We start from the raw sequence: 19,506 nt of genomic DNA, 5'->3' as shown, positions 1-19,506 counted from the left end.
TTAGCGCTGTAACGGAGCGCTTCGCTGGCTTTGCGCCGGCGATACCTTTTTTTGCAGGCTATCCAAAATTTCCTTTAGCAGATCGGGACGCCCCTGGTAAAACCTCAGGCTTTTTTGAAAGTCTTCCTTTTTCACGGCATGAAGCTGGAAAATCGTATCGTAGAAGGAAGCTCTTTTCGAAAATTCCCGATATGTAGAATCGTTTGCCAGGAGAAAGTCCGTCATTTCATCGGCCCTGATCACATCGTACAAGACCGCTCCCATTTTTTCCTTCGGCATAATTTCTTCGGGTACCGAAGACGTGCAGGCGGTGGCTGCAAAAACGATGGCGAGTAAAAAAAGATAACGCATTTATTTCAATTCCTTGTAAGCATTGACATTGGTCAGGTCAAGGCGGGTGAGAATATTGCGAGCCTGTGTTTTCATATCCGGATCGGCTTTGCTGAATATCCTGACAAGTTCACTGCTCTTTCCCTGGAAGAAAAACTGGATGGCCATGGCGCCCGGGTTTTCCTGGCCGACCGTATTCAGGTAGTTTAATGCGTTAAGCACACCAATCCGGGCTTCTTTTTCCTTTTCGGCAAACTGATCCAACCCGCTGCGGTAATAGGCATAAACCGCATCATGCATCAGAGCAAAACGGTTGTCGACAAAACCCTCAACCAGTTTGTAGCGGTTTCGCAACCCATCGAATGGCTTCCATCCGCTGATCTGCTGTCCTTCCGGTGCATTATTCGCGATGTTTTGCGCTTTTAAAAAATACGGGTCGCCTCCCCGCAGTGAAAAGGATGCATAGTCCATACCCAGGATCATGTTGACATAAAAGGCAAGAACAGCAGGCAGGTTGGCTGTCACCGGGTCATTGCCCTGCACACGATTTTCATTGAATTCGACCGGCTGAAATTCGATGTACTTAAATGTAACCTCGTTGTCCTGGAAATTAATCAGCGGCGACTCATAGGTCGTATTGTATGCCGGTCTTGCCGACTGAACGGTCAGCGTAGCCTTATAAAGATTGTTTCCGAGTTCCTGGTCTATATTGAGTAAGAAGCTGCAGCGGATTTTTTCCTGTGGCTGAAAGGCATCGCCGGTCCACTTGCGGTTATTCACAAAATTTGTGAGGGCCGTTTGCAATGTTTGAAAGGTTTTTTTATCAACCTTATTGCTCACGCGGTTGGCCATTACAGTCACTTTAGCCTGCAACTCCTGTGCTGTTGCCTTTTGCATCGTAACGAGCAGCGCGACGGCGATGATCCATTTCATTTTACTAATTCGGTTATAGTGTCAACAATATCTTTTGCCAAAGCAGTTTTGGACTTTAATGGCAAATTCTTTTCTTCCCCGTTTCGAAAATAGAGGGTTGCCTTATTGGTATCATGTCCAAAACCGGCACCCTCATCCTGTAGTGAATTCAAAACGATCAGGTCGGCATTTTTTTCCCGAAGCTTTTTTAATGCTCCTTCTCTCTCGTTGTCAGTTTCAAGAGCGAAACCCACCAGCAACTGGCCGTCGCGTTTTTGCTTTCCCAAGGAACCCAAAATGTCCTGGGTTCGTTTCAGTGTAAGGGTGAGCTCGCCGCTATTCTTCTTAATTTTTTTATCGGCCACTTCGACTGGCGTATAGTCTGCAACAGCCGCCGCCATCACGGCAATATCGTAATCCACTCCTGTACAGGCTGCGTACATCTCTGCAGCACTTGTCACCGAAATGCGCCGAAGACCTTTGGCTTGAAGAGAAATTGGTCCGGTAACCAGGGTTACAGAGGCGCCCCGTTTCACCAACTCTTCGGCGATAGCAATACCCATTTTGCCTGAGGAATGGTTGCCGATAAAACGTACGGGATCGATAGCTTCGTATGTAGGTCCGGCTGTAACCAAGGCTTTTTTCCCAGATAAACTGTTTTGCCTGGCAAAAAAAGCATCCAGCCAGGAAACGATCTCTTCCGGTTCAGCCATCCGGCCATCCCCGATCAATCCACTGGCCAATTCGCCGTGTTTTACCGGGATTATTGAACATCCGTCGCTTTCAACCGCGGCCAGGTTTCTTTTGGTTGTGGGATGGTGCCACATATCTTCATCCATTGCGGGAGCAACAACCACCGGACAAGTTGCGGACAGATAGGTGGCCAGGAGTAGATTGTCGCAAGAGCCATGGGCCATTTTGCTTAGCGTGTTACAGCTCAAAGGAGCCAGTAAAAAGAGGTCGGCCCAACGTCCCAGGTGTACATGATTAGCCCAGGTTGCTTCGTCAAATAAATTTACGAGCACATCATTTTTTGAAACGGTCGCAAGCGTTAGCCGGGAAACAAAGTCTTCCGCGGCAGGGGTCATGATCACCTTTACTTCAGCACCGGCTTTAACCAGTTGCCTGACCAACAACGGTGTTTTATACGCAGCAATGCTTCCTGTAATACCTATCAATATTTTTTTCCCCGCAGACATGGCTCAAAGCTAAGTGACAAAGGTGTAAAAAGAAATAACCGGTTCATTATGAATTAAGATATGCAGGAGTACCTCCGTTTCCGCCAATCCGGAACATCCAGCTTAGCTGACAAAACAAAAGCGACCCGTTAAGAGTCGCTTTCCAAATGATTTACGGCTGGTATCAATGAAACAGATCAGTTTCTTCGTTTTTACGGAAGTAAACCTTTCCCTCCATGAATTCTGATGTAGCAAGAATAGCCGGATTTGGCATTTTTTCGTAAGCCCGGGAAATTTCTATTTGCTCCTTGTTCTCATGAATTTCTTCTAATGAATCCGTATGGCTGGCAAACTCGTCGAGTTTATTGTGCAGTTCTTCCTTCAATGCAATGTTGATCTGGTTAGACCGCTTTGCAATGACGGCGATTGATTCATAGACATTCCCCGTCTTACTCTTGAGTTCATTTATATCACGGGTTTCAATATTGTTGGCAATGTTCGTATTAAGTTGTCGTCTTAACAGGCTCATTCGAGTATATTTTTAAATTGTTTTGCGATTTGCTGACAAAATCCTGGACTTCCTTGCTTAAAGGACTGTCTGGAAAACGGTCCATAAAGTCTGCAGCCTCTTCAATTACTTTTTCGAAACGCTCGGCTTTTTTTTCCTCCACGCTCATTTCAGCGAAGCGAAAGTAAGATTTTATTGCCATTAATTTGTATTCAGCACCGGCTTGGCTTTCCGCATAGTCGTTCAGCAGCGTGTTAAAAGCAACCGCCGCTGCACGGAACTGTCCAATGTCATAATACAATTGTGCGGCCTTGCGGTCCTTGGTTTCCAGTTTCAGGCGCAACTGGTCAATGATCTCGGTCGCTTCCTTGTTTTTAGCCGAACCGGGATGCGTGTTGATGAACGTCTGCATCATTCCAATGGCTTTGCGGGTCGATGTCTGGTCCAGCGCTGCCTTGGGTGATTGTTTATAGAAGGTATAGGCCCGCATAAAATCGATCTCTTCTGCCCGCGGACTTGTTGAGAAAACCTCCAGGTAGCCTTTAAACAGGTTTTCTGCATTCAGATAATCTTTTTGATAATAAGCTGTGTAGGCGTATTTATAATAAATGTCTTCAAATTCGGGCTGCCCACGGAAAGCCGGCATAATGTCTTCGTAGATCTGCTGGGCAAAGCCATATTTTTTGTTGGCGAAATACTGTTCTGCCATCCGAAGTTTATAGTGCGGATCGGGATTTTTCAGCACTTTATTAATGGATTGACAGCCGGCCAGGAGAAAAAAACTAAAAAAAAGCGCAGCAGAAAACTTCATAAAATGGGCGAAATTATTCAATAGCGGCAAATATTCTTTAATTATCTGGAACGGAAGATTAGCCGCCGTTAAGATTTATCTAAAGTGAGGGCAAAAAAAATCCCGCCTCGTTGAAGCGGGATTTTTTTATCGAAAAGAATTCAAATTATTCAGCTCTCAGGTCAACTGTATTGCAATCGCCACCTTGCTGACCAAGCAGAACAGTGATACGATCGTTTGAGATACCTTCACTTTCTACCAGGTATTTGCGAACATTCTCGGCTCTTGCAGAACCAGAAGATTGTTTTGCTTTGCTTTCTGTGCAATAACCAACGATAGAGATGCGGCAGTTCGGGTTGTTGCGCAGGTTAGCAGCGACACCGGCCAACAGGCTCTTTTGTTCTGTAGTCAGTTTAGAAGCGCTGCCTTTGAACGCAATGCTTGGCATAGAACCCAAAGCCGTTGCGCAATCTCCTGCACGAACCATACCCTGGAAGCAAGTAGAGTCAGGGCAAGGACACTTACCAACACCATCGGCGTCAACTGGCTGACAGTAGGTAGGTGTAACTTTTTCTTTATCGCGGCAATCAGGAACACCGTCACCGTCTGAATCGAGGCTCACACCATGAGAGTCAACAGGGCAACCGGCAGGTGTAACTTCCTGGTCAAACTGGTCAGTAATGCCATCACCATCGGTATCAGGCAGAACTGGTTTTGGCAGGATCATCAGGCGAGGCTTACGAATTTCCTGATAAGCATAATCCAGCGGGTTCAACCACCACAGCGGTTCAACAGCTTTTGCTCCCAGGTTGATGTTCAGACCTACTGTAGCGTAGTTGTAAGCATCGTAGTCACCAGTCAACACAGGTTGACCAAATACCTGTTCAGCCCATTTGTGGCCATCGATCAGGTCTGTTCTGGTGATTGTGAAACGGTCTTCGATCGCCAAATTCAAACGTCTGTTCAAACGGAAAGCGATACCAGCACCAACGTGACCAACGGGGATCAGCGTGTTGCCACCCAGCTTCGGACGACGGGGACCGTCATTTTCAGCCTGTGTCTCATAAGAGTCATCCATCAGTGATTTCAACTGATCTCTTACGTTCTTTCTGTTTTTATAGTCGTTATAGCCAGAAATACCGCTGAAGTTGTACGGAGTTGTTCCGTTCAGGGCATTGACTTTGGTGTCGTAAGTAGCCGCGCCGATACCCAACAATGCGTACACGTTGAAACCGGATTGCGCTTTATGAAAACGAACATTGTTCAATGTGATGATACCTTCCAGTGAAAGGTCCTGCACATTTGTTTTGTAGTTCTCGAAAATCCTTGCCTGTTGCGGGTTTGTTGGTCTGTAACCGGCATTCCACCAGGCCGTGTTATTATAATAGTTAGAAGTGGCATTCCAGTTCAAACCTTTACCAATACCATACATATACTCTAAACGCAGAGAGAAAACATAACCCAATGCCTTGCGGATGTGAGCGCCGAAACCAACACCAGGAAAACGGGCGGGGATATCACCCGCAACCATAAACGAACCAACTTTCAAACCCAACTCCCACATGCTCCGCGGCTTTGCCGGGAAGTTGTAGGTGCCCTGCATGAATTCAGTTTGCTGGGGCATACCACGGGAAGGAACTACAGAGGAATCAGCTACATCATAACCGGAACCGCTCGTCGTCGTCTGAGCAAAGCCGGTCGAGCCTAACAGGCACAACGCACCTGCTATAAAAGAGTACTTTTTGCTTACCATAACTATCAATTAAAATTTGAAAACAATGTCCTAATCAGTCGCAAAAATATAAATTGACTTAGAATTACCAAACTTTTAAATTTATTTTTGACCCGTTTGCCAAGTCATTATAATTTGCCAGCTCAAATCTGCAATTCTTGTACCATCAGAGGGGATTTGTCGTTTTGCTGCTGCAATTTTTCAATTACGAATGAAGCTACCCGTTAATTTAATAGAGGCCGAATTGACCCTGTTTGAAAAGAAGTTCAAGGATGCGGCCCGGAGCAACGTGTTCATGCTCGACAGAATCATGCGTTACGTGGTAAAACGAAAGGGCAAACAAATCCGGCCGATGTTCGTTTTTCTGGCGGCAAAGCTTTGCGGCAAGGTGAATGAAACTACCTACCGGGCAGCCTCATTGGTGGAACTGCTGCATACCGCCACCCTTGTGCACGACGATGTGGTGGACGACTCACCTGAACGTAGAGGTTTTTTCTCAGTTTATGCACTTTGGAAAAACAAAATCTCGGTCCTTGTGGGCGACTACCTTTTGGCCAAAGGCCTGTTGCTTTCGCTTGACAATGATGACTTTGAAATTCTCAAGCTGCTGTCGGACGCCGTTCGGAAAATGAGCGAAGGCGAATTGCTGCAAATGGAAAAATCGCGGTCGCTGAACCTGGACGAAGATGTGTACCTGGAGATTATCCGGAACAAAACGGCGTCATTGCTTGCTGCCGCCTGTGGCGCCGGGGCCTGGTCGGTGACCGGCGACAAAGAGATCACCCGGAAGATGCAGCTCTTCGGTGAAAAAGTAGGCATTGCTTTCCAGATTAAAGATGACCTTTTTGACTACACTTCGCAGGATATAGGCAAGCCTACCGGCAACGATATCAAGGAAAAAAAGCTAACGATGCCGCTCATCTATACCCTGAACAACACCGACAGGAAAAAACGCCGCGAGCTTATTTACATCATTAAGAACGAGAACACCCGCAAGGACAAAATTGCCTATATTGTAGATGAAGTGGTAAAAGCTGGCGGCATCGACTACACGGTGGAGCGAATGAAAGCCTATAAACAGGAAGCACTCAGCATCCTGCACAGCTTTCCGCCATCGGAAACAAGAGACGGATTTGAAGACCTCGTGAATTTTGTTACGGATCGTAAATATTAAACAATGGGTGAAAAGCGCTGGCGCATCAACGGATACGAAAAGGAACAAGCGACGGCTCTCTTCAGGGAGCTGAAGATTCACCCTGTCCTGTGTGCCATCCTTGTTCAGCGCGGCATTGAAACATATGACAAAGCCCGCCGGTTTTTCCGCCCGCAACTCGCCGACTTGCATGATCCCTTCCTGATGAAAGACATGCAAAAAGCGGTTGACCGTGTTCTGCAGGCGTTTGCAGCCGGTGAAAAGATCCTCGTTTTTGGTGATTATGACGTTGATGGAACGACAGCCGTATCGTGCATGTACCAGTTTCTGAAAAAACACCATGCGCAAACAGAATTTTACATTCCACACCGCTACCGTGAAGGGTATGGAGTCAGCAAACAGGGGATCGACTTCGCGTTTGAGAACAACTACACGTTGATTGTTTCGCTGGACTGTGGAATCAAGTCAGTTGAGCTGATCCGTTATGCGAAAAGCCTGGGAATTGACTTCATTGTGTGTGATCACCACCTGCCCGATGATGAATTACCTCCAGCTGTAGCTATTTTAAACCCCAAGCAGGTAGATTGTGCTTACCCTTACAAGGAACTTTGCGGGTGTGGCGTTGGCTTTAAGCTTATTATGGCTGTGTGCCGGGCGATGTACCTGCCCGATGAAATTGCTTTCACCTATCTTGACCTTGTGGCGACAGCCATTGCGGCTGATATTGTTCCCATTACCGGCGAAAACCGTGTGTTGGCTTATTACGGGTTGCAGAAAGCCAATCAAAATCCCAACTTCGGCATTAAAGCGCTCAGCTATCTAAGCAGTTTCCAAAAGCAATTCCACATCAACAACCTGGTATTCATTATTGCTCCCAGAGTGAATGCAGCCGGCCGCATGGACGAAGGCCGCAAAGCGGTACAAATGTTTATTGCCGATAGCTATGAAGAGGCTATGTTCTGGGCCGAACAGTTGAATGAAGACAATACCAGCCGAAAAGAAGCCGACAGCAGCATTACCGAAGAGGCCCTGGCGCTCATACAGAGCGATAACTCGCTGGCCAGCCGCAAAAGCACGGTGCTCTTTCAACCGCACTGGCATAAAGGCGTGGTTGGCATTGTTGCCTCCCGGCTGATTGACCATTTTTACCGGCCCACAATCGTCTTAACCCAAAGTGGTGACTACGTCGCCGGTTCGGCCCGCAGCGTCGCCGGCTTCAATGTGTACGAAGCCATTCACCAGTGTAAAGACCTGCTGCTGGGCTATGGTGGCCACTTTTATGCTGCCGGCATGACACTGAAAGCCGACAAAGTCGATGCCTTTTGCAAACGGTTTGAAGAAGTGGTCCAGGCCACCATCCATCCGGAACTGCTGATACCCGAGATCGTGATTGATGCGGAAATCCGGTTCAGCGACATCAAAAAATCCTTTTACGACATTCTCTGCCAAATGGAGCCGTTCGGCCCGGAAAACATGTCGCCCACATTTTGTGCACGGCAGGTTTACAATACGGGGTGGAGCAAAGTGGTAAAAGAAGCCCACCTGCGTTTCGTGCTTCGTCAGGATCATCATACTTTAACAGGCATTGGATTCAATATGGCGGAAAAAATGCCTTTGCTTCTGCACAATCAGCCCCTGGATATCGTTTTCAAGATCGAAGAGAATGAGTGGAACGGTGAAAAAAACCTGCAATTGAAGGTGATGGATGTGCGTTTAAGCGAAAGAAACTAAGCCAGCAACTGCTCGCAGCTTTCGCAAACCTTCCGGTCACCTCCTATAAATTTGTTCTTCCCTACACACCAACGTTTTTTCTTATCAATAGTCTTTCCCCGGGTGGGCAACCCTGTAGAACCCTTTCTCTCATTGTTAATAATTAATTGATGATGATCGCATTGCCGGTATGGTTGCCAGATTACATTTGTTAGATAAACCCTTTTGAATATGCGAAAATTGTACTCGCTTCTGGCAACGCTTGTCGTTGCACTGACCTCTTTTGGTCAAACCTCGGTTCCCATCTCACTGACCAGTGGGACGTACTCCCAGGATTTTAATTCGCTGGCAGTTTCGGGCACCTCCGGCATAACACCTGCCGGCTGGGGCTTTCTGGAAAGCGGCACCAATACCAACACTTTCTATACGGCCGGTACCGGCTCCGGCAATGCCGGTGACACCTACAGCTTTGGGGCCGCCGGTAGTCCGGAGCGGGCCTTTGGCGGCTTGCTTTCCGGCTCCCTGACCCCTACAGTTGGTGCTGCTTTCGTGAACAAAACGGGTGCGACGCTTACCACCTTCACAATCAGTTTCACCGGTGAACAATGGCGTCTTGGCGCCACCGGCCGGACTGACAGGCTCGACTTCCAGTACAGTACGGACGCAACCAGCCTATCCACAGGAACCTGGATCAATAAGGACGAACTTGATTTTTCCGCACCGGTCAGTGCCGGGACGGTAGGTGCCAAAGATGGCAACGACCCCGCCTTTCGCTCAAGTGTTTCTTTTACCCTGACAGGCTTCTCTATCCCCGCAGACGCTACGTTTTTTATCCGCTGGACTGATTTTAATGCTTCCGGTGCAGACGACGGCCTCGCCATCGACGACTTCTCGCTTTCACTGGGAAATAACAACGCCGATGTCACTGCTCCTTCCCTTTTGACAACTATCCCCGTTATCGGCGCCACCGATGTTCCACTCGCAGCAACGGCAACACTGACGTTCGATGAAAACATCGCAAAAGGCAGCGGCAACATTTACGTCAAAAAAGCATCCGACAACAGCACTGTTCAAACTGTTTCCGTTGCATCTGCAGGTGTGACTGTCGGTGGTACAACAGCCACTTTTTCGCTGGCAAATCTCGCCACAAATACCACCTATTACATTCTCGTCGAAAATGGGGTATTCAAGGACCTTGCAAACAATTCGTTTCCTGGCATCAGCGATGCAACGACCTGGCGTTTTACGACAGGCAACACCCTGCTTTCCGCTGATTTTTCCACATGCAACGGGGCACTAAGCAATGGCTTTACACAGTTCAGCGAAAGCGGAGCAGTCGTTTGGGCCTGTACACCTTTCGGACGGGATCCACAGGCACCCACAGGCACAGCGCAAGCTCCCTATGGCGTGCAGATTAACGGCTTTTCCGGCGGCAGTAATGTACAGAACCGGGACTGGCTAATCTCGCCTGCATTTGATCTTACCGGCACAACCTTTCCGCTTCTCTCTTTCTGGAGCCGCACGGCCTTTAACGGCCTTCCGCTGCAGTTAAAAATTTCCACCGATTATCCCGGCACCGGCGATCCAAGAAATTATACGTGGGCAGATCTGAACGGCCGGTTTCCCCAGCAGGCTTCCAATAGCTGGACGCTTTCGTCCGGCATTAACCTGGCGGCATTCAAGCAAGCCAACGTGCACGTTGCATTCGTCTATACATCTACGGATGAGGATGGTGCCCGTTGGACAGTCGACGACATTAGCCTGGTCAATTCCGAAACACCGCCGCCGCCCAGCCTCACGGTCGGCACCGGCAACCTGCAGTTTGGCTATGTCGCCAATGGCAACACAGCCGATAAAACCTTCTCGTTTACAGGCAATGACCTGGTAGAAAACGTAACGGTCACAGCCAATGGCCCTTTTCTTCTCTCGAAAGACGGAAGCAGTTTTAGCCCGGCTGTTGAATTCACTGTAGCTGAAGCCAACAATGTATCCGCAACGGTTTATGTGCGGTTTACTCCAACCCAGGCCGACCAGAACTTTACCGGTTCAATCACGGTTAACACATCTAGCCAGCAACAGACGCTGACGCTGAGCGGAACCAGTATCGACCCGGCTACTACCCTCGAAGTTGTAAACTGGAACATGGAATGGTTTGGCAGTACAACGCTCGGCCCAACGAACGACAACCAGCAAGAACAAAATGCACAAACTGTCCTGAAAGGAATCGGTGCCGATATTTTTGGACTGGTTGAGGTCGTTGACGAAAGCCGCCTTGCCAGAGTGGTATCGAATATGCCTGGCTACAGCTATGTGATCGGGCAATACGGCTCGCATGTTAACCCGCCCGATCCTGCCGGTGGTCCATTATCGGAAGCACAAAAACTTGCTTTTGTATACAGGACAGACCTGTTCAGCAATGTCACAACCCGCCCCCTGATCAATAACCAGGACATCAGCAGCACTTCGTACAACAATTGGTCGAGCGGCCGATATCCCTTCCTGCTGACGGCCGACGTGACGCTGAATGGCGTTACCCGGAAAGTGAACTTTGTACTGGTTCATGCCAAAGCCAACACCTCACCGACAGCAACTTCGTATGCCCGCAGACAGGCAGCCGCAGCCGAATTGCACGATACCCTGAACACGTCTTTTGCCAATGCCAACGTGGTTGTTTTGGGCGATTTCAATGACGATCTCGACCAATCCATCACGGCCGGCTTTACCACCTCTTCGTATAATTCCTTTACAACAGACCCGGCACATTTCTTCTCTCCAACGCTTGCCCTGAGCCTTGCCGGGAAAAAATCGACTGTCAGCTACAACGACATGATCGACCACGTGATGCTAAGCAATGAAATGCAGGCCTACTACCTGCCGGGAACGGCGGCTGTATTGAGCGACGTGGCCAGCCAGATTTCCAGCTACGCTTCCACGACGTCCGATCACTTCCCGGTTTTTACACGCTACATGTTCTGCAAGCTGACCTGCCCGGCCGACATCACGGTCGCCAACGATCCGGACCATTGTGGCGCTGTTGTCAACTTTAGCGTTGGCACTACCATGACCTGCGGAACCGTAACGGCAACGCCTGCTTCGGGTTCCTATTTCCCGGTGGGAACAACAGTGGTGAATGTCACCAGCAGCAATGGCGAAATCTGTTCGTTCAAAGTCACGGTTAAAGACAGGCAATTGCCTGTGTTCGCCTGCCCGCCAAACATCGTTGCCAACCCCACATCGCTGGACGGTGCGGCTGTGCGATTTGAAGCTCCCCTCGTTACCGACAATTGCGAAAACTCGGTTATCCATCAAACCGGTGGCCTGCCCAGTGGCTCTGTCTTCCCCATTGGCACTACAACTAATACCTTCGAGGTTACCGATGCCAGTGGCAATAGCACCACCTGCAGCTTCACCGTTACGGTTCGCAACCCTTATTGCGACAACAATAAGGCCGACCGGAAGGTTTTTGTTTGCCACAATGGAAATACGATCTGTGTCAGCGTCCATTCCCTGGCTGCTTTCCTGAACAAAGGAGCCAAACTTGGCCAATGCGACTGGTACACTGCAACTGTAGCCGCACCGCGCAACAGCCCACAGGCTGTTGAAACCGGTGGCCAGCTAAAATTCCATGCCTACCCCAACCCAGTGGCGAAAACGGCCAGCCTGCAATACACGCTTCCCCAGGCAGCCAACGTCTCTATTAAAGTGTTTGATTTAATGGGACGGGAAGCCGCCCGGGTATTCACCGGCGACCGCGTGGCCGGCACGTATAGCATTCATTACAATACGGCTCCCCTAAAGCCGGGAGTCTATTACTGCCGCATTGTCGCCACCGCGCAAGGAAAGGAATACGTCCAGATCCAGAAACTGGTAAAAACTGAGTAAGCAGTTTTGCATCGTAATTCAAAAGGCGGCCGGAGGGCCGCCTTTTCTTTTTCCGCCAACTATTTGGCTACACCCTCATCCTACCCTAAGCAAGAAAATTCCCTCCATTTTTAACACCTTCCGCCCAAAAATCTTCCGTTCCTCCTTCCCATTTCCAGCCGCTTCCCCTACCTTTGCGCTCCCGCGAAAAGCACTGCCCTGTTAACGAGGCGTGTTTTACCGCGGAACACATTTAATTTTTTAACCAAAAAAACAGGGTAATGAACAATTACGAATTGATGGTGATTTTTACCCCGGTCCTGAGCGATGAAGAATTCAAAAACGCTCAGCGCAAATTTGCGACAATCGTTACCGATAACGGTGGACAGATGGTTGCCGAAAATGCATGGGGCCTGAAATCACTGGCGTACCCGATACAAAAAAAGACTACCGGTTTGTACTGGGTGTCTGAGTATCAGGCGTCATCCGACTTCAATGAGAAGCTGAAGATCCAGCTTCTGCGTGACGAGACCGTCCTGCGTCACATGGTCACAAAACTGGACAAGTACGCCGTTGAGTACAACAACAGAAAGCGCAGCGGCCAGCCAACCGGAAACGAAAAACTCGAGGAGGTAAACAATGGCTAAAGCAAATGAAATCAAATACCTGACGGCCATTAAGCAGGAAAAGCGCCCAAAGAAGTTTTGCCGTTTTAAAAAGTATGGCATCAAATACATCGACTATAAAGATGTAGAGTTCCTAAAAAAATTCCTGAACGAGCAAGGCAAGATGTTGCCCCGCCGCATTACCGGTAACTCACTGAAGTACCAGCGTAAAGTGTCTGATGCCATCAAAAAGGCCCGTCAAATGGCTTTGTTGCCCTACGTAACGGATCTTTTAAAATAATTTTTAACCTAACTCTTGCCGGTATGGCAAGACGGACAGTCGCGCCGCCGGCGTGATTGGCTAAAACAACGAATATGGATATCATTTTAATTCAAGACGTCGACAACCTGGGTGGTAAGAATGAGCTGGTGAAAGTTCGCAATGGCTATGCCCGCAACTTCCTGATCCCGCAAGGCCTGGCCGTTGAAGCCAATCCTTCAAACAAAAAGCAACTGGAAGAAAGACTGAAAGTGGCTCGTAAGAAAGAAGAGGCAATGCTGGCCCAGATCAACAATGTAATCAGCAAGCTGAAAGAAGCCCCGGTTCGCGTAGGTGCCAAAACCGGTACCAGCGGCAAGATCTTCGGAAGCATCACTTCCCTGCAGGTGAGCCGTGCAATCCGCGATCAAAAAGGCTACGACATCGATCGCAAGAAGATTACGATCAACGACGAAGTGAAAGAACTTGGAACGTACAAAGCAACCGTCGATTTTGGCAACGGACAGTCAGCCGAAGTTGATCTTGAAGTAGTTGCTGAATAAACGCCACATTTTTTCTTTTAAAAAGTCTATGCATTTGCATAGACTTTTTTTATTTTGTGCTCTAAGCGAACGACCGTGCTTCCTCTTGAAAAACTGCTGTTCCCCAAAAAAAAGCAGGAACAGTTTTTGAAACTTAGGTTCGCAACGACTGCAAATCTCCAATTCTTCTGAACCTGCCACTCCATCTATCTCTGTGAAAACGTGATCAAAAATTTCATCCCTAAATGTTTATTTATGAAGAAAATTTACACGTTTCTCAAAGTTTCTGCATTCTTGTTTTTGTTCGCTCCCGCAGTTCTCTCTTCCAATGTTGCAAAAGCGCAGTGTGGCGCCATTGTCGAAAATTTCAACAACACCGGTGGAAGTACAGGCGGATTTACGGGTAGCTTTTCCTATGCCGCCACCGGCACAGACGGTTATCTTCAACGAGACAAGGTTTTTCAAAATGGTTTTTACACGATTACGACTCCGACGTACAAACTGTCCAATGTAGCAACGACATTGCAGTACGGCGCCGTTTTTGGCGGCACGGAAAAAGTGCAGCTGACGATCAAGGTTACGTATGCGTCGACGTTGACCAACCAAATTGAGACCTACATCCTGCAAGACAAAGTTGTTCCTTCCTACGACCCGCAAACGCAGGAAACCAATGACGTTTGCTTTTCTACAGCGATCAGCAGCATCCCGGGATTTCCAACCGGGGGATTGTATCGGCTGCAGTTTGATGTGACAGCCCGCACAGGTACCGCTATGACAGGACAAACCATCACGTTTGACGATTTCCGTACCAACGGAACGTTCTCGCAAATCATCCTGCCGGTAACATTTGTCGGCTTTACAGCGACCAAAGTAAACAGCGCTGTACAACTCACCTGGAGAGTTGCCGGTGAGGAAAATGTTTCGCATTACGAAGTCGAGCGAAGCAGCGATGGCCGCAGCTTTGCCACCGTTGGCAGTGTATCAAAAACCGGAAGAGACGTGTACAACTACACCGACCTTACGGCCAGCGGTACAGTTTATTACCGGATCAAGAATGTCGACAACGACGGCCAATTTAAGTACAGCACTATTGCCCGCCTCGCAAACGGCCGCAGTGAGATTGTGCTCAAAGCCTTCCCGCAGCCGGTGCAAGGCCAGTTGACAGTGCAGCACCCGTCCATTTCCGGCAAAGCCCTTGTCAGCATCAGCACTGCTGATGGAAGAATGGTTCGGAACATTGTTCCTTCTGAAGGAAGCATGCAAACAACAGTGGACATGAGTGGCCTTCAAAAAGGCATGTACCTTATCCGCTTCGACAATGGAGATGGCAATGCCCAAACAATGAAAGTTCTGAAACAATAATTGTTTCACTTTGAAAAGCGGCCCTTTCGAAAAGAAAGGGCCGCTTTCTTTTGGAAATACGGATTTAAAATCTTTATATTCGTTATGTATTCTGTGCCTTTTCAGTTTTTCAGGCCCATCGAACACCGTTCATGTCACTTGTCAGCTGGATGCACTTTTTTGGTTTTTTAAACTTTTCACTAATGAACATTTATGTTGGAAACTTAAGTTGGGGCCTGAAAGAACAGGACTTAGCCGACTTATTCGCACCTTTCGGGGAAGTAGCGTCTGCGAAAATTGTGATGGACAAATTCACGAACCGCAGCAAGGGCTTCGGTTTTGTTGACATGCCGAACGACGAACAGGCACAAGCCGCCATTGCACAGTTGAATGGCAGCGAAGTGGATGGTCGCAACCTGGTTGTTAACGAATCCCGTCCCAAAGAAGGCGGCAGCGAAGGCGGCGGCGGCTTCAAGAAAAGAAGCTTCGGCGGCGGTGGCGGCGGCTTTAAAAAAGGCGGCGGCGGTTACGGCGGTGGCGGTAATCGTGGCGGCTATGGCGGCGGCGGCGGAAACCGTGGCGGCGGCGGCGGATACAGAGATAGTTATTAAACCTATTTATAGTCCCGAACAAGTTAAGAGGTTGCACTGCAGCCTCTTTTTTTTCCTGGAACCGGGATGTATGGAATTGCTGAAATAAAGAAAAAGCCGCTCTTTTCAGAACGGCTTTTTTATCAAGAGATTTCAATTAATCCTTTTCTCGCACCAACCCTAAACATCCCGGTTCGGGAATTAATGGTGGTGGTGCTGGTGTTCTTCGTTCATGTGAAGAAACTCTTCTTTTGAAATGGGCGTATCAACAGCATTCACCTGTGTTTCGGCCCAATCGAAAATCTTTTGCGTTTGGATGCGGTTATACGCATCTTCCACGTATTTCCGATCCTTCATCATGCGATCGATGTAGTCACGAACCCAATCCTGTTCTTCATCCATGGCAGCCATTCCCATATAACCCAACAGTTGTTGTTTGGCAAACTGGCGCACGTCCTCCTGCTGTACCTGGACATTGCCACGCTTCTGCAATTCATCCATAATGAGCGTCCACTTAAGCTGATTGATGAATGTCGGGAATTCCGCATCCACCTGTTCATCAGACTTGGGCTCCTGGCCTTCGGCGCCCTGCGTTTTCAGCCAGCGCTTCAGGAATGCTTCCGGGAAATCGATATGAGTATGATCGAGCAAAACATGATACAAGGTGTGCTGCAATTGGTTGCGGCTTTCCGCCTCCCACTGCTTTGCCAACTCTTCACGAACCTGGTTGCGGAATGCCTCTTCGGTTTTCACGTCCTGGTTGGGAAACAGTTGCGCAAAGAATTCCTCGTTCAACTCTCTAGGTTCCACCAGGCCAAGTTTGGTAATCTCCAGTTTGAAATGCTTGCCTGTAGCACTGTCAAGCCCCAGGTCCTGCAGGATCCACTCTTTTTCCTTTCCGTCGAAGGCCTCGTCCAGCGATACCTGGATGGTATCACCTTTTTTCTTCCCGATCAACGAAGGGCGGAAGCTTTCAGTAAAGTATTTGACGAGGACCGAATTGTCCTTCCGAATTCCACCTTCCACTTCGTTTCCGGCAGCATCGGTCTCGATGAATGTAACGTTTATAACCGTGTCGTCGCCTTCCACGCTTTCCGGTTCGGTCATGTTGCCATAACGGCTGCGAAGACGTTCTACTTCTTCGTTCACCATGTCATCCGTAATAGTGACCTTGTACCGCTTCAAATTCTCCTGTCCCAGTTCGGGCAGGCGCACTTCCGGCTTCATACCCACTTCCAGCGTAAAGGTATAAGCAGCCGGGCTGTTGACATCCAGCTGCTGCAGGTTCATGTCAACCGGCAGGGGCTGGGCAAAAATATCCAGCTTCTCCTGCTCCAGGTATTTCGAGACTTCTTTGTCAATGGTGCGCAGTACTTCGTCGGTAAAGAGCGAGGTACCATACATCTTTTTGATCAAACCGGCAGGAACCATGCCTTTACGGAAGCCGGGAATATTTGCTTTTTTGCTGTAATCTTTCAGTGATTTCTCAAACGAAGGAAGATAATCTTCTTTCTGAAGGGTGATGCTAAGCTGCTTGTGCAGCGGCGCCACTTCCGATTGTGTGATTGTTGCCATAAATTCTGATTGAACGATCGAATAATGAACTAAAGAACAAGGAATACCGACTGTCAAAGTGAAAGAAGAAGCGCCTGAAGGAAGTGATGAACCTTTACAATCCTTCTTACTTCTCCTGTTCCTTGTTCATCTGTTCTTCTGTTCGTTGGTGCGGGTGGAGGGACTCGAACCCCCAAGCCGTGAAGCACCAGATCCTAAGTCTGGCGTGTCTACCAATTTCACCACACCCGCAAAACTGTTTACGCTATGAACGTAAAATGGGTGGCAAAAGTAAAGGTTATTGCCGTACAAAAGGCTTTGGTTCGAAAAAAATTGCCCTGTTCGCGATTTTTTAAAAAATAATTTGTTTTATTTGACCTGCTAATCCAATACTGAGAATCATCGGGATAGAAAACGTCACCGGCTGTTTCCAGAATCCAAACCTTATGATCCGACCATTATTCATTCTGCTGCTTTCTGCCCTGGCAACGGCTGCTTCGGCACAAAACCCAGCCACTGTCATTTCCACTGCCAGGGATATCACAGTTCCCTGCACAACCACCTGTACAACGCTGACAGCAACTGTGCCCGACATCCGGCAAAGCGACGACTATATTGTGCAAACGATCCCGTACAATCCCTTTGCCTACGCCGCCGGCGGTAACGAACTTGTTCCACTTTATGCCGACGATATTTACAGCAGTGCCTTACCCCTGCCCTTTCCCGTCTGTTTTTACGGCGCAACTTATAACAGCCTGGTTGTTGGATCGAATGGCATTGTATCCTTCGATCTCACCAATGCCGGCAAGCGAAATAATTTCCGGCAAACCACCAGCCCGATCAGCACAACACCGGTTCCCATCCCGTATGCCGGCGGTACGCAAAATTCGCTAGCCTCCACCTACTATCCCAAGGCTTCCATTATGGGCGTCTTTCATGATATTTTCCCGGTCAATAATGGCTTACGGCGAATTGAATGGCGTATCGAAGGCCAGGCGCCGATGCGTCGCTTTATCGCCAGCTTCAAAGACGTTCCCATGTATAGTTGTACCAGCCTGATGGCAACCCACCAGTTGGTCATTTATGAAAGCACAGGCGTCGTGGAAGTGTATGTGCAGGACAAACCGGTTTGTTCAGCCTGGAACAGTGGGCTCGCCACACTCGGTATGCAGAATTTTGCCCGCAACAAAGCGGTTTTCCCAGCCGGTAAAAACGCCAGCCGCTGGGGCAGCATGGGCATGAACGAAGCCTACCGCTTTCTGCCTACAGCCGGAACATCGAAGTTTCAAAAGGCCGAGCTGCTGCTGCACGACAATGTCATTTCACTTGCCGACACGGTATCGGGTGCTCCCGGCGAACTAAATTTATCGTTTGCGAACGTCTGCCCAACAGATGACAGCACGCAGTACATTTTGCGTGTCACCTACCAGTCCTGCACCAGTCCTCAGGATGTCACGTTTGAAGACACGCTGACCGTCCGCAAAGAAAAGCTGGACCTGCGCCTCCAGGTGGAAGACCCAACCTGCACAAGCAGCGGCACCATCAAGGCCGACGCCACCGGCACATCCGTCTCATTTCTTTACAGCCTGAACGGCGAACCGGCACAGACCGCAAATGTTTTCAACGGCTTAAAAGCCGGCGACTATGTCGTAACAGCCACCAGCGCAACCTGTACATGCACGGCAACGGCAACCCTGGTGCTGCAAGACGATCTTTCCCTTACAACGCAACCCACAGCAACTATTTGTGCAGGCGATGTTTTTCTGCCCCAAGTGAGTTCAAACGGGACCTCCTTTACCTGGAGTCCCGTGCAGGGCGTGAGCAATTCCACCGAAAAAGCACCCCAGATCACAACCACAGCCAGCACTGTTTACACGCTAACTGCCACAAGGGGAATTTGCCAGAAATCGGCATCAGTAGCCCTCACGGTAAAGCCGCTGCCGGTTGTGAATGCTGGGCAGGACCAGACCATTGTCCAGGGCGACGCGGTGACACTTGCGGCTACCGCTTCAGCCGGCACATACGTATGGACGCCAGCCACTGGCCTGAACGACGCCTCGTCTCTGACACCGACAGTCAGGCCGGCTTCTACTACCATCTATACAGTGCATGTTACGGCCGACGGCTGCACAGCTTCGGACGACGTTACCATTGATGTGGCGCCTTACTGTGTTCGGCCAATGGAGGCCTTCACGCCCAATGGCGATGGCGTCAACGATCGCTGGCTGGTTACCAACGGCGACTGCCTGAAAAAGGCGAAGGTGGAAATCTTCAACCGCTATGGCGGAAAGATTTACCAGAGCGACAACTACAAAAACAACTGGGACGGTACATATGGTGGAAAGCCGGTGGCCGATGGCACCTATTATTTCATCATCACCTACCAGTTGATCAACGGTCAATCCGTCGTTCGAAAAGGCAACGTCACCATTCTCCGATAA

General features: G+C 49.1%; 16 protein-coding genes and 1 tRNA gene. 9 read left to right on the top strand and 8 right to left on the bottom strand.

Annotated features, from left to right (window positions below; all coding sequences use genetic code 11):
• The 6 genes from D6024_RS08690 to D6024_RS08665 form a co-directional block, all read right to left on the bottom strand.
• Positions 1-351, bottom strand: coding sequence for a DUF4296 domain-containing protein (locus D6024_RS08690; protein ID WP_121354232.1), 351 nt, complete (start codon positions 349-351; stop codon positions 1-3).
• Positions 352-1,263 (bottom strand): type IX secretion system protein PorD, encoded by a 912-nt coding sequence (gene porD / locus D6024_RS08685; protein WP_121354231.1) that lies wholly within the window; start codon positions 1,261-1,263, stop codon positions 352-354.
• Complete coding sequence (gene coaBC, locus D6024_RS08680) at positions 1,260-2,441, bottom strand: bifunctional phosphopantothenoylcysteine decarboxylase/phosphopantothenate--cysteine ligase CoaBC (protein WP_121354230.1); 1,182 nt, start codon at positions 2,439-2,441, stop codon at positions 1,260-1,262. Before coaBC ends, porD begins: the two co-directional genes overlap by 4 nt.
• Before the next feature lie 163 nt (positions 2,442-2,604).
• Positions 2,605-2,949, bottom strand: coding sequence for a DNA-directed RNA polymerase subunit omega (locus D6024_RS08675; protein ID WP_121354229.1), 345 nt, complete (start codon positions 2,947-2,949; stop codon positions 2,605-2,607).
• The gene (locus D6024_RS08670) at positions 2,924-3,739 is read right to left on the bottom strand and encodes an outer membrane protein assembly factor BamD (protein ID WP_121354228.1); all 816 of its coding nucleotides are present in this window, start codon (positions 3,737-3,739) and stop codon (positions 2,924-2,926) included. Before D6024_RS08670 ends, D6024_RS08675 begins: the two co-directional genes overlap by 26 nt.
• A 145-nt stretch (positions 3,740-3,884) precedes the next feature.
• Positions 3,885-5,471, bottom strand: coding sequence for an OmpA family protein (locus tag D6024_RS08665; protein WP_121354227.1), 1,587 nt, complete (start codon positions 5,469-5,471; stop codon positions 3,885-3,887).
• 190 nt (positions 5,472-5,661) lie between these two features.
• Here D6024_RS08665 and D6024_RS08660 point away from each other — a divergent pair, with 190 nt between their 5' ends.
• The 8 genes from D6024_RS08660 (at position 5,662) to D6024_RS08625 (ending at position 15,532) form a co-directional block, all read left to right on the top strand.
• On the top strand, positions 5,662-6,624 hold the full coding sequence (locus D6024_RS08660) for a polyprenyl synthetase family protein (RefSeq protein WP_121354226.1): 963 nt from the start codon (positions 5,662-5,664) through the stop codon (positions 6,622-6,624).
• Between the two features lie 3 nt (positions 6,625-6,627).
• The gene (recJ, locus tag D6024_RS08655) at positions 6,628-8,334 is read left to right on the top strand and encodes a single-stranded-DNA-specific exonuclease RecJ (RefSeq protein ID WP_121354225.1); all 1,707 of its coding nucleotides are present in this window, start codon (positions 6,628-6,630) and stop codon (positions 8,332-8,334) included.
• A gap of 210 nt (positions 8,335-8,544) precedes the next feature.
• Positions 8,545-12,195: a T9SS-dependent choice-of-anchor J family protein gene (locus tag D6024_RS08650; protein WP_121354224.1), complete on the top strand. Its 3,651-nt coding sequence runs from the start codon at positions 8,545-8,547 to the stop codon at positions 12,193-12,195.
• Positions 12,196-12,455: 260 nt separating this feature from the next.
• Positions 12,456-12,821 (top strand): 30S ribosomal protein S6, encoded by a 366-nt coding sequence (gene rpsF, locus D6024_RS08645; RefSeq protein ID WP_121354223.1) that lies wholly within the window; start codon positions 12,456-12,458, stop codon positions 12,819-12,821.
• The gene (gene rpsR, locus D6024_RS08640; protein WP_121354222.1) at positions 12,814-13,080 is read left to right on the top strand and encodes a 30S ribosomal protein S18; all 267 of its coding nucleotides are present in this window, start codon (positions 12,814-12,816) and stop codon (positions 13,078-13,080) included. The genes rpsF and rpsR overlap by 8 nt, the downstream gene beginning before the upstream one ends.
• 74 nt (positions 13,081-13,154) lie before the next feature.
• A complete protein-coding gene (gene rplI / locus D6024_RS08635; protein ID WP_121354221.1) occupies positions 13,155-13,601 on the top strand; it encodes a 50S ribosomal protein L9 in 447 nt (148 codons plus the stop codon).
• Positions 13,602-13,835: 234 nt separating this feature from the next.
• A complete protein-coding gene (locus tag D6024_RS08630; RefSeq protein WP_121354220.1) occupies positions 13,836-14,942 on the top strand; it encodes a T9SS type A sorting domain-containing protein in 1,107 nt (368 codons plus the stop codon).
• 182 nt (positions 14,943-15,124) lie between these two features.
• A complete protein-coding gene (locus D6024_RS08625) occupies positions 15,125-15,532 on the top strand; it encodes an RNA recognition motif domain-containing protein (protein WP_121354219.1) in 408 nt (135 codons plus the stop codon).
• Between the two features lie 180 nt (positions 15,533-15,712).
• Here the strand turns inward: D6024_RS08625 and tig are convergent, their stop codons facing one another.
• Positions 15,713-17,086, bottom strand: a complete 1,374-nt coding sequence (tig, locus tag D6024_RS08620; RefSeq protein ID WP_121354218.1) for a trigger factor — start codon at positions 17,084-17,086, stop codon at positions 15,713-15,715.
• A 146-nt stretch (positions 17,087-17,232) separates the two neighbouring features.
• A tRNA-Leu gene (locus tag D6024_RS08615) sits at positions 17,233-17,317 on the bottom strand.
• Positions 17,318-17,511: 194 nt separating this feature from the next.
• Here D6024_RS08615 and D6024_RS08610 point away from each other — a divergent pair.
• Complete coding sequence (locus tag D6024_RS08610) at positions 17,512-19,506, top strand: gliding motility-associated C-terminal domain-containing protein (protein ID WP_121354217.1); 1,995 nt, start codon at positions 17,512-17,514, stop codon at positions 19,504-19,506.

It is taken from the genome of Flavisolibacter nicotianae (assembly GCF_003628535.1).
Lineage (GTDB): Bacteria > Bacteroidota > Bacteroidia > Chitinophagales > Chitinophagaceae > Flavisolibacter > Flavisolibacter nicotianae.
Note: the sequence above shows the minus strand (reverse complement) of the source record. Positions and strands in the feature narration are given on the sequence as shown.

Excerpts from the sequence above, each read along its gene's own strand:
- D6024_RS08690 (WP_121354232.1), bottom strand. The coding sequence starts at position 351 with ATGCGTTATCTTTTTTTACTCGCCATCGTTTTTGCAGCCACCGCCTGC.
- porD (WP_121354231.1), bottom strand. The coding sequence starts at position 1,263 with ATGAAATGGATCATCGCCGTCGCGCTGCTCGTTACGATGCAAAAGGCA.
- coaBC (WP_121354230.1), bottom strand. The coding sequence starts at position 2,441 with ATGTCTGCGGGGAAAAAAATATTGATAGGTATTACAGGAAGCATTGCT.
- D6024_RS08675 (WP_121354229.1), bottom strand. The coding sequence starts at position 2,949 with ATGAGCCTGTTAAGACGACAACTTAATACGAACATTGCCAACAATATT.
- D6024_RS08670 (WP_121354228.1), bottom strand. The coding sequence starts at position 3,739 with ATGAAGTTTTCTGCTGCGCTTTTTTTTAGTTTTTTTCTCCTGGCCGGC.
- D6024_RS08665 (WP_121354227.1), bottom strand. The coding sequence starts at position 5,471 with ATGGTAAGCAAAAAGTACTCTTTTATAGCAGGTGCGTTGTGCCTGTTA.
- D6024_RS08660 (WP_121354226.1), top strand. The coding sequence starts at position 5,662 with ATGAAGCTACCCGTTAATTTAATAGAGGCCGAATTGACCCTGTTTGAA.
- recJ (WP_121354225.1), top strand. The coding sequence starts at position 6,628 with ATGGGTGAAAAGCGCTGGCGCATCAACGGATACGAAAAGGAACAAGCG.
- D6024_RS08650 (WP_121354224.1), top strand. The coding sequence starts at position 8,545 with ATGCGAAAATTGTACTCGCTTCTGGCAACGCTTGTCGTTGCACTGACC.
- rpsF (WP_121354223.1), top strand. The coding sequence starts at position 12,456 with ATGAACAATTACGAATTGATGGTGATTTTTACCCCGGTCCTGAGCGAT.
- rpsR (WP_121354222.1), top strand. The coding sequence starts at position 12,814 with ATGGCTAAAGCAAATGAAATCAAATACCTGACGGCCATTAAGCAGGAA.
- rplI (WP_121354221.1), top strand. The coding sequence starts at position 13,155 with ATGGATATCATTTTAATTCAAGACGTCGACAACCTGGGTGGTAAGAAT.
- D6024_RS08630 (WP_121354220.1), top strand. The coding sequence starts at position 13,836 with ATGAAGAAAATTTACACGTTTCTCAAAGTTTCTGCATTCTTGTTTTTG.
- D6024_RS08625 (WP_121354219.1), top strand. The coding sequence starts at position 15,125 with ATGAACATTTATGTTGGAAACTTAAGTTGGGGCCTGAAAGAACAGGAC.
- tig (WP_121354218.1), bottom strand. The coding sequence starts at position 17,086 with ATGGCAACAATCACACAATCGGAAGTGGCGCCGCTGCACAAGCAGCTT.
- D6024_RS08610 (WP_121354217.1), top strand. The coding sequence starts at position 17,512 with ATGATCCGACCATTATTCATTCTGCTGCTTTCTGCCCTGGCAACGGCT.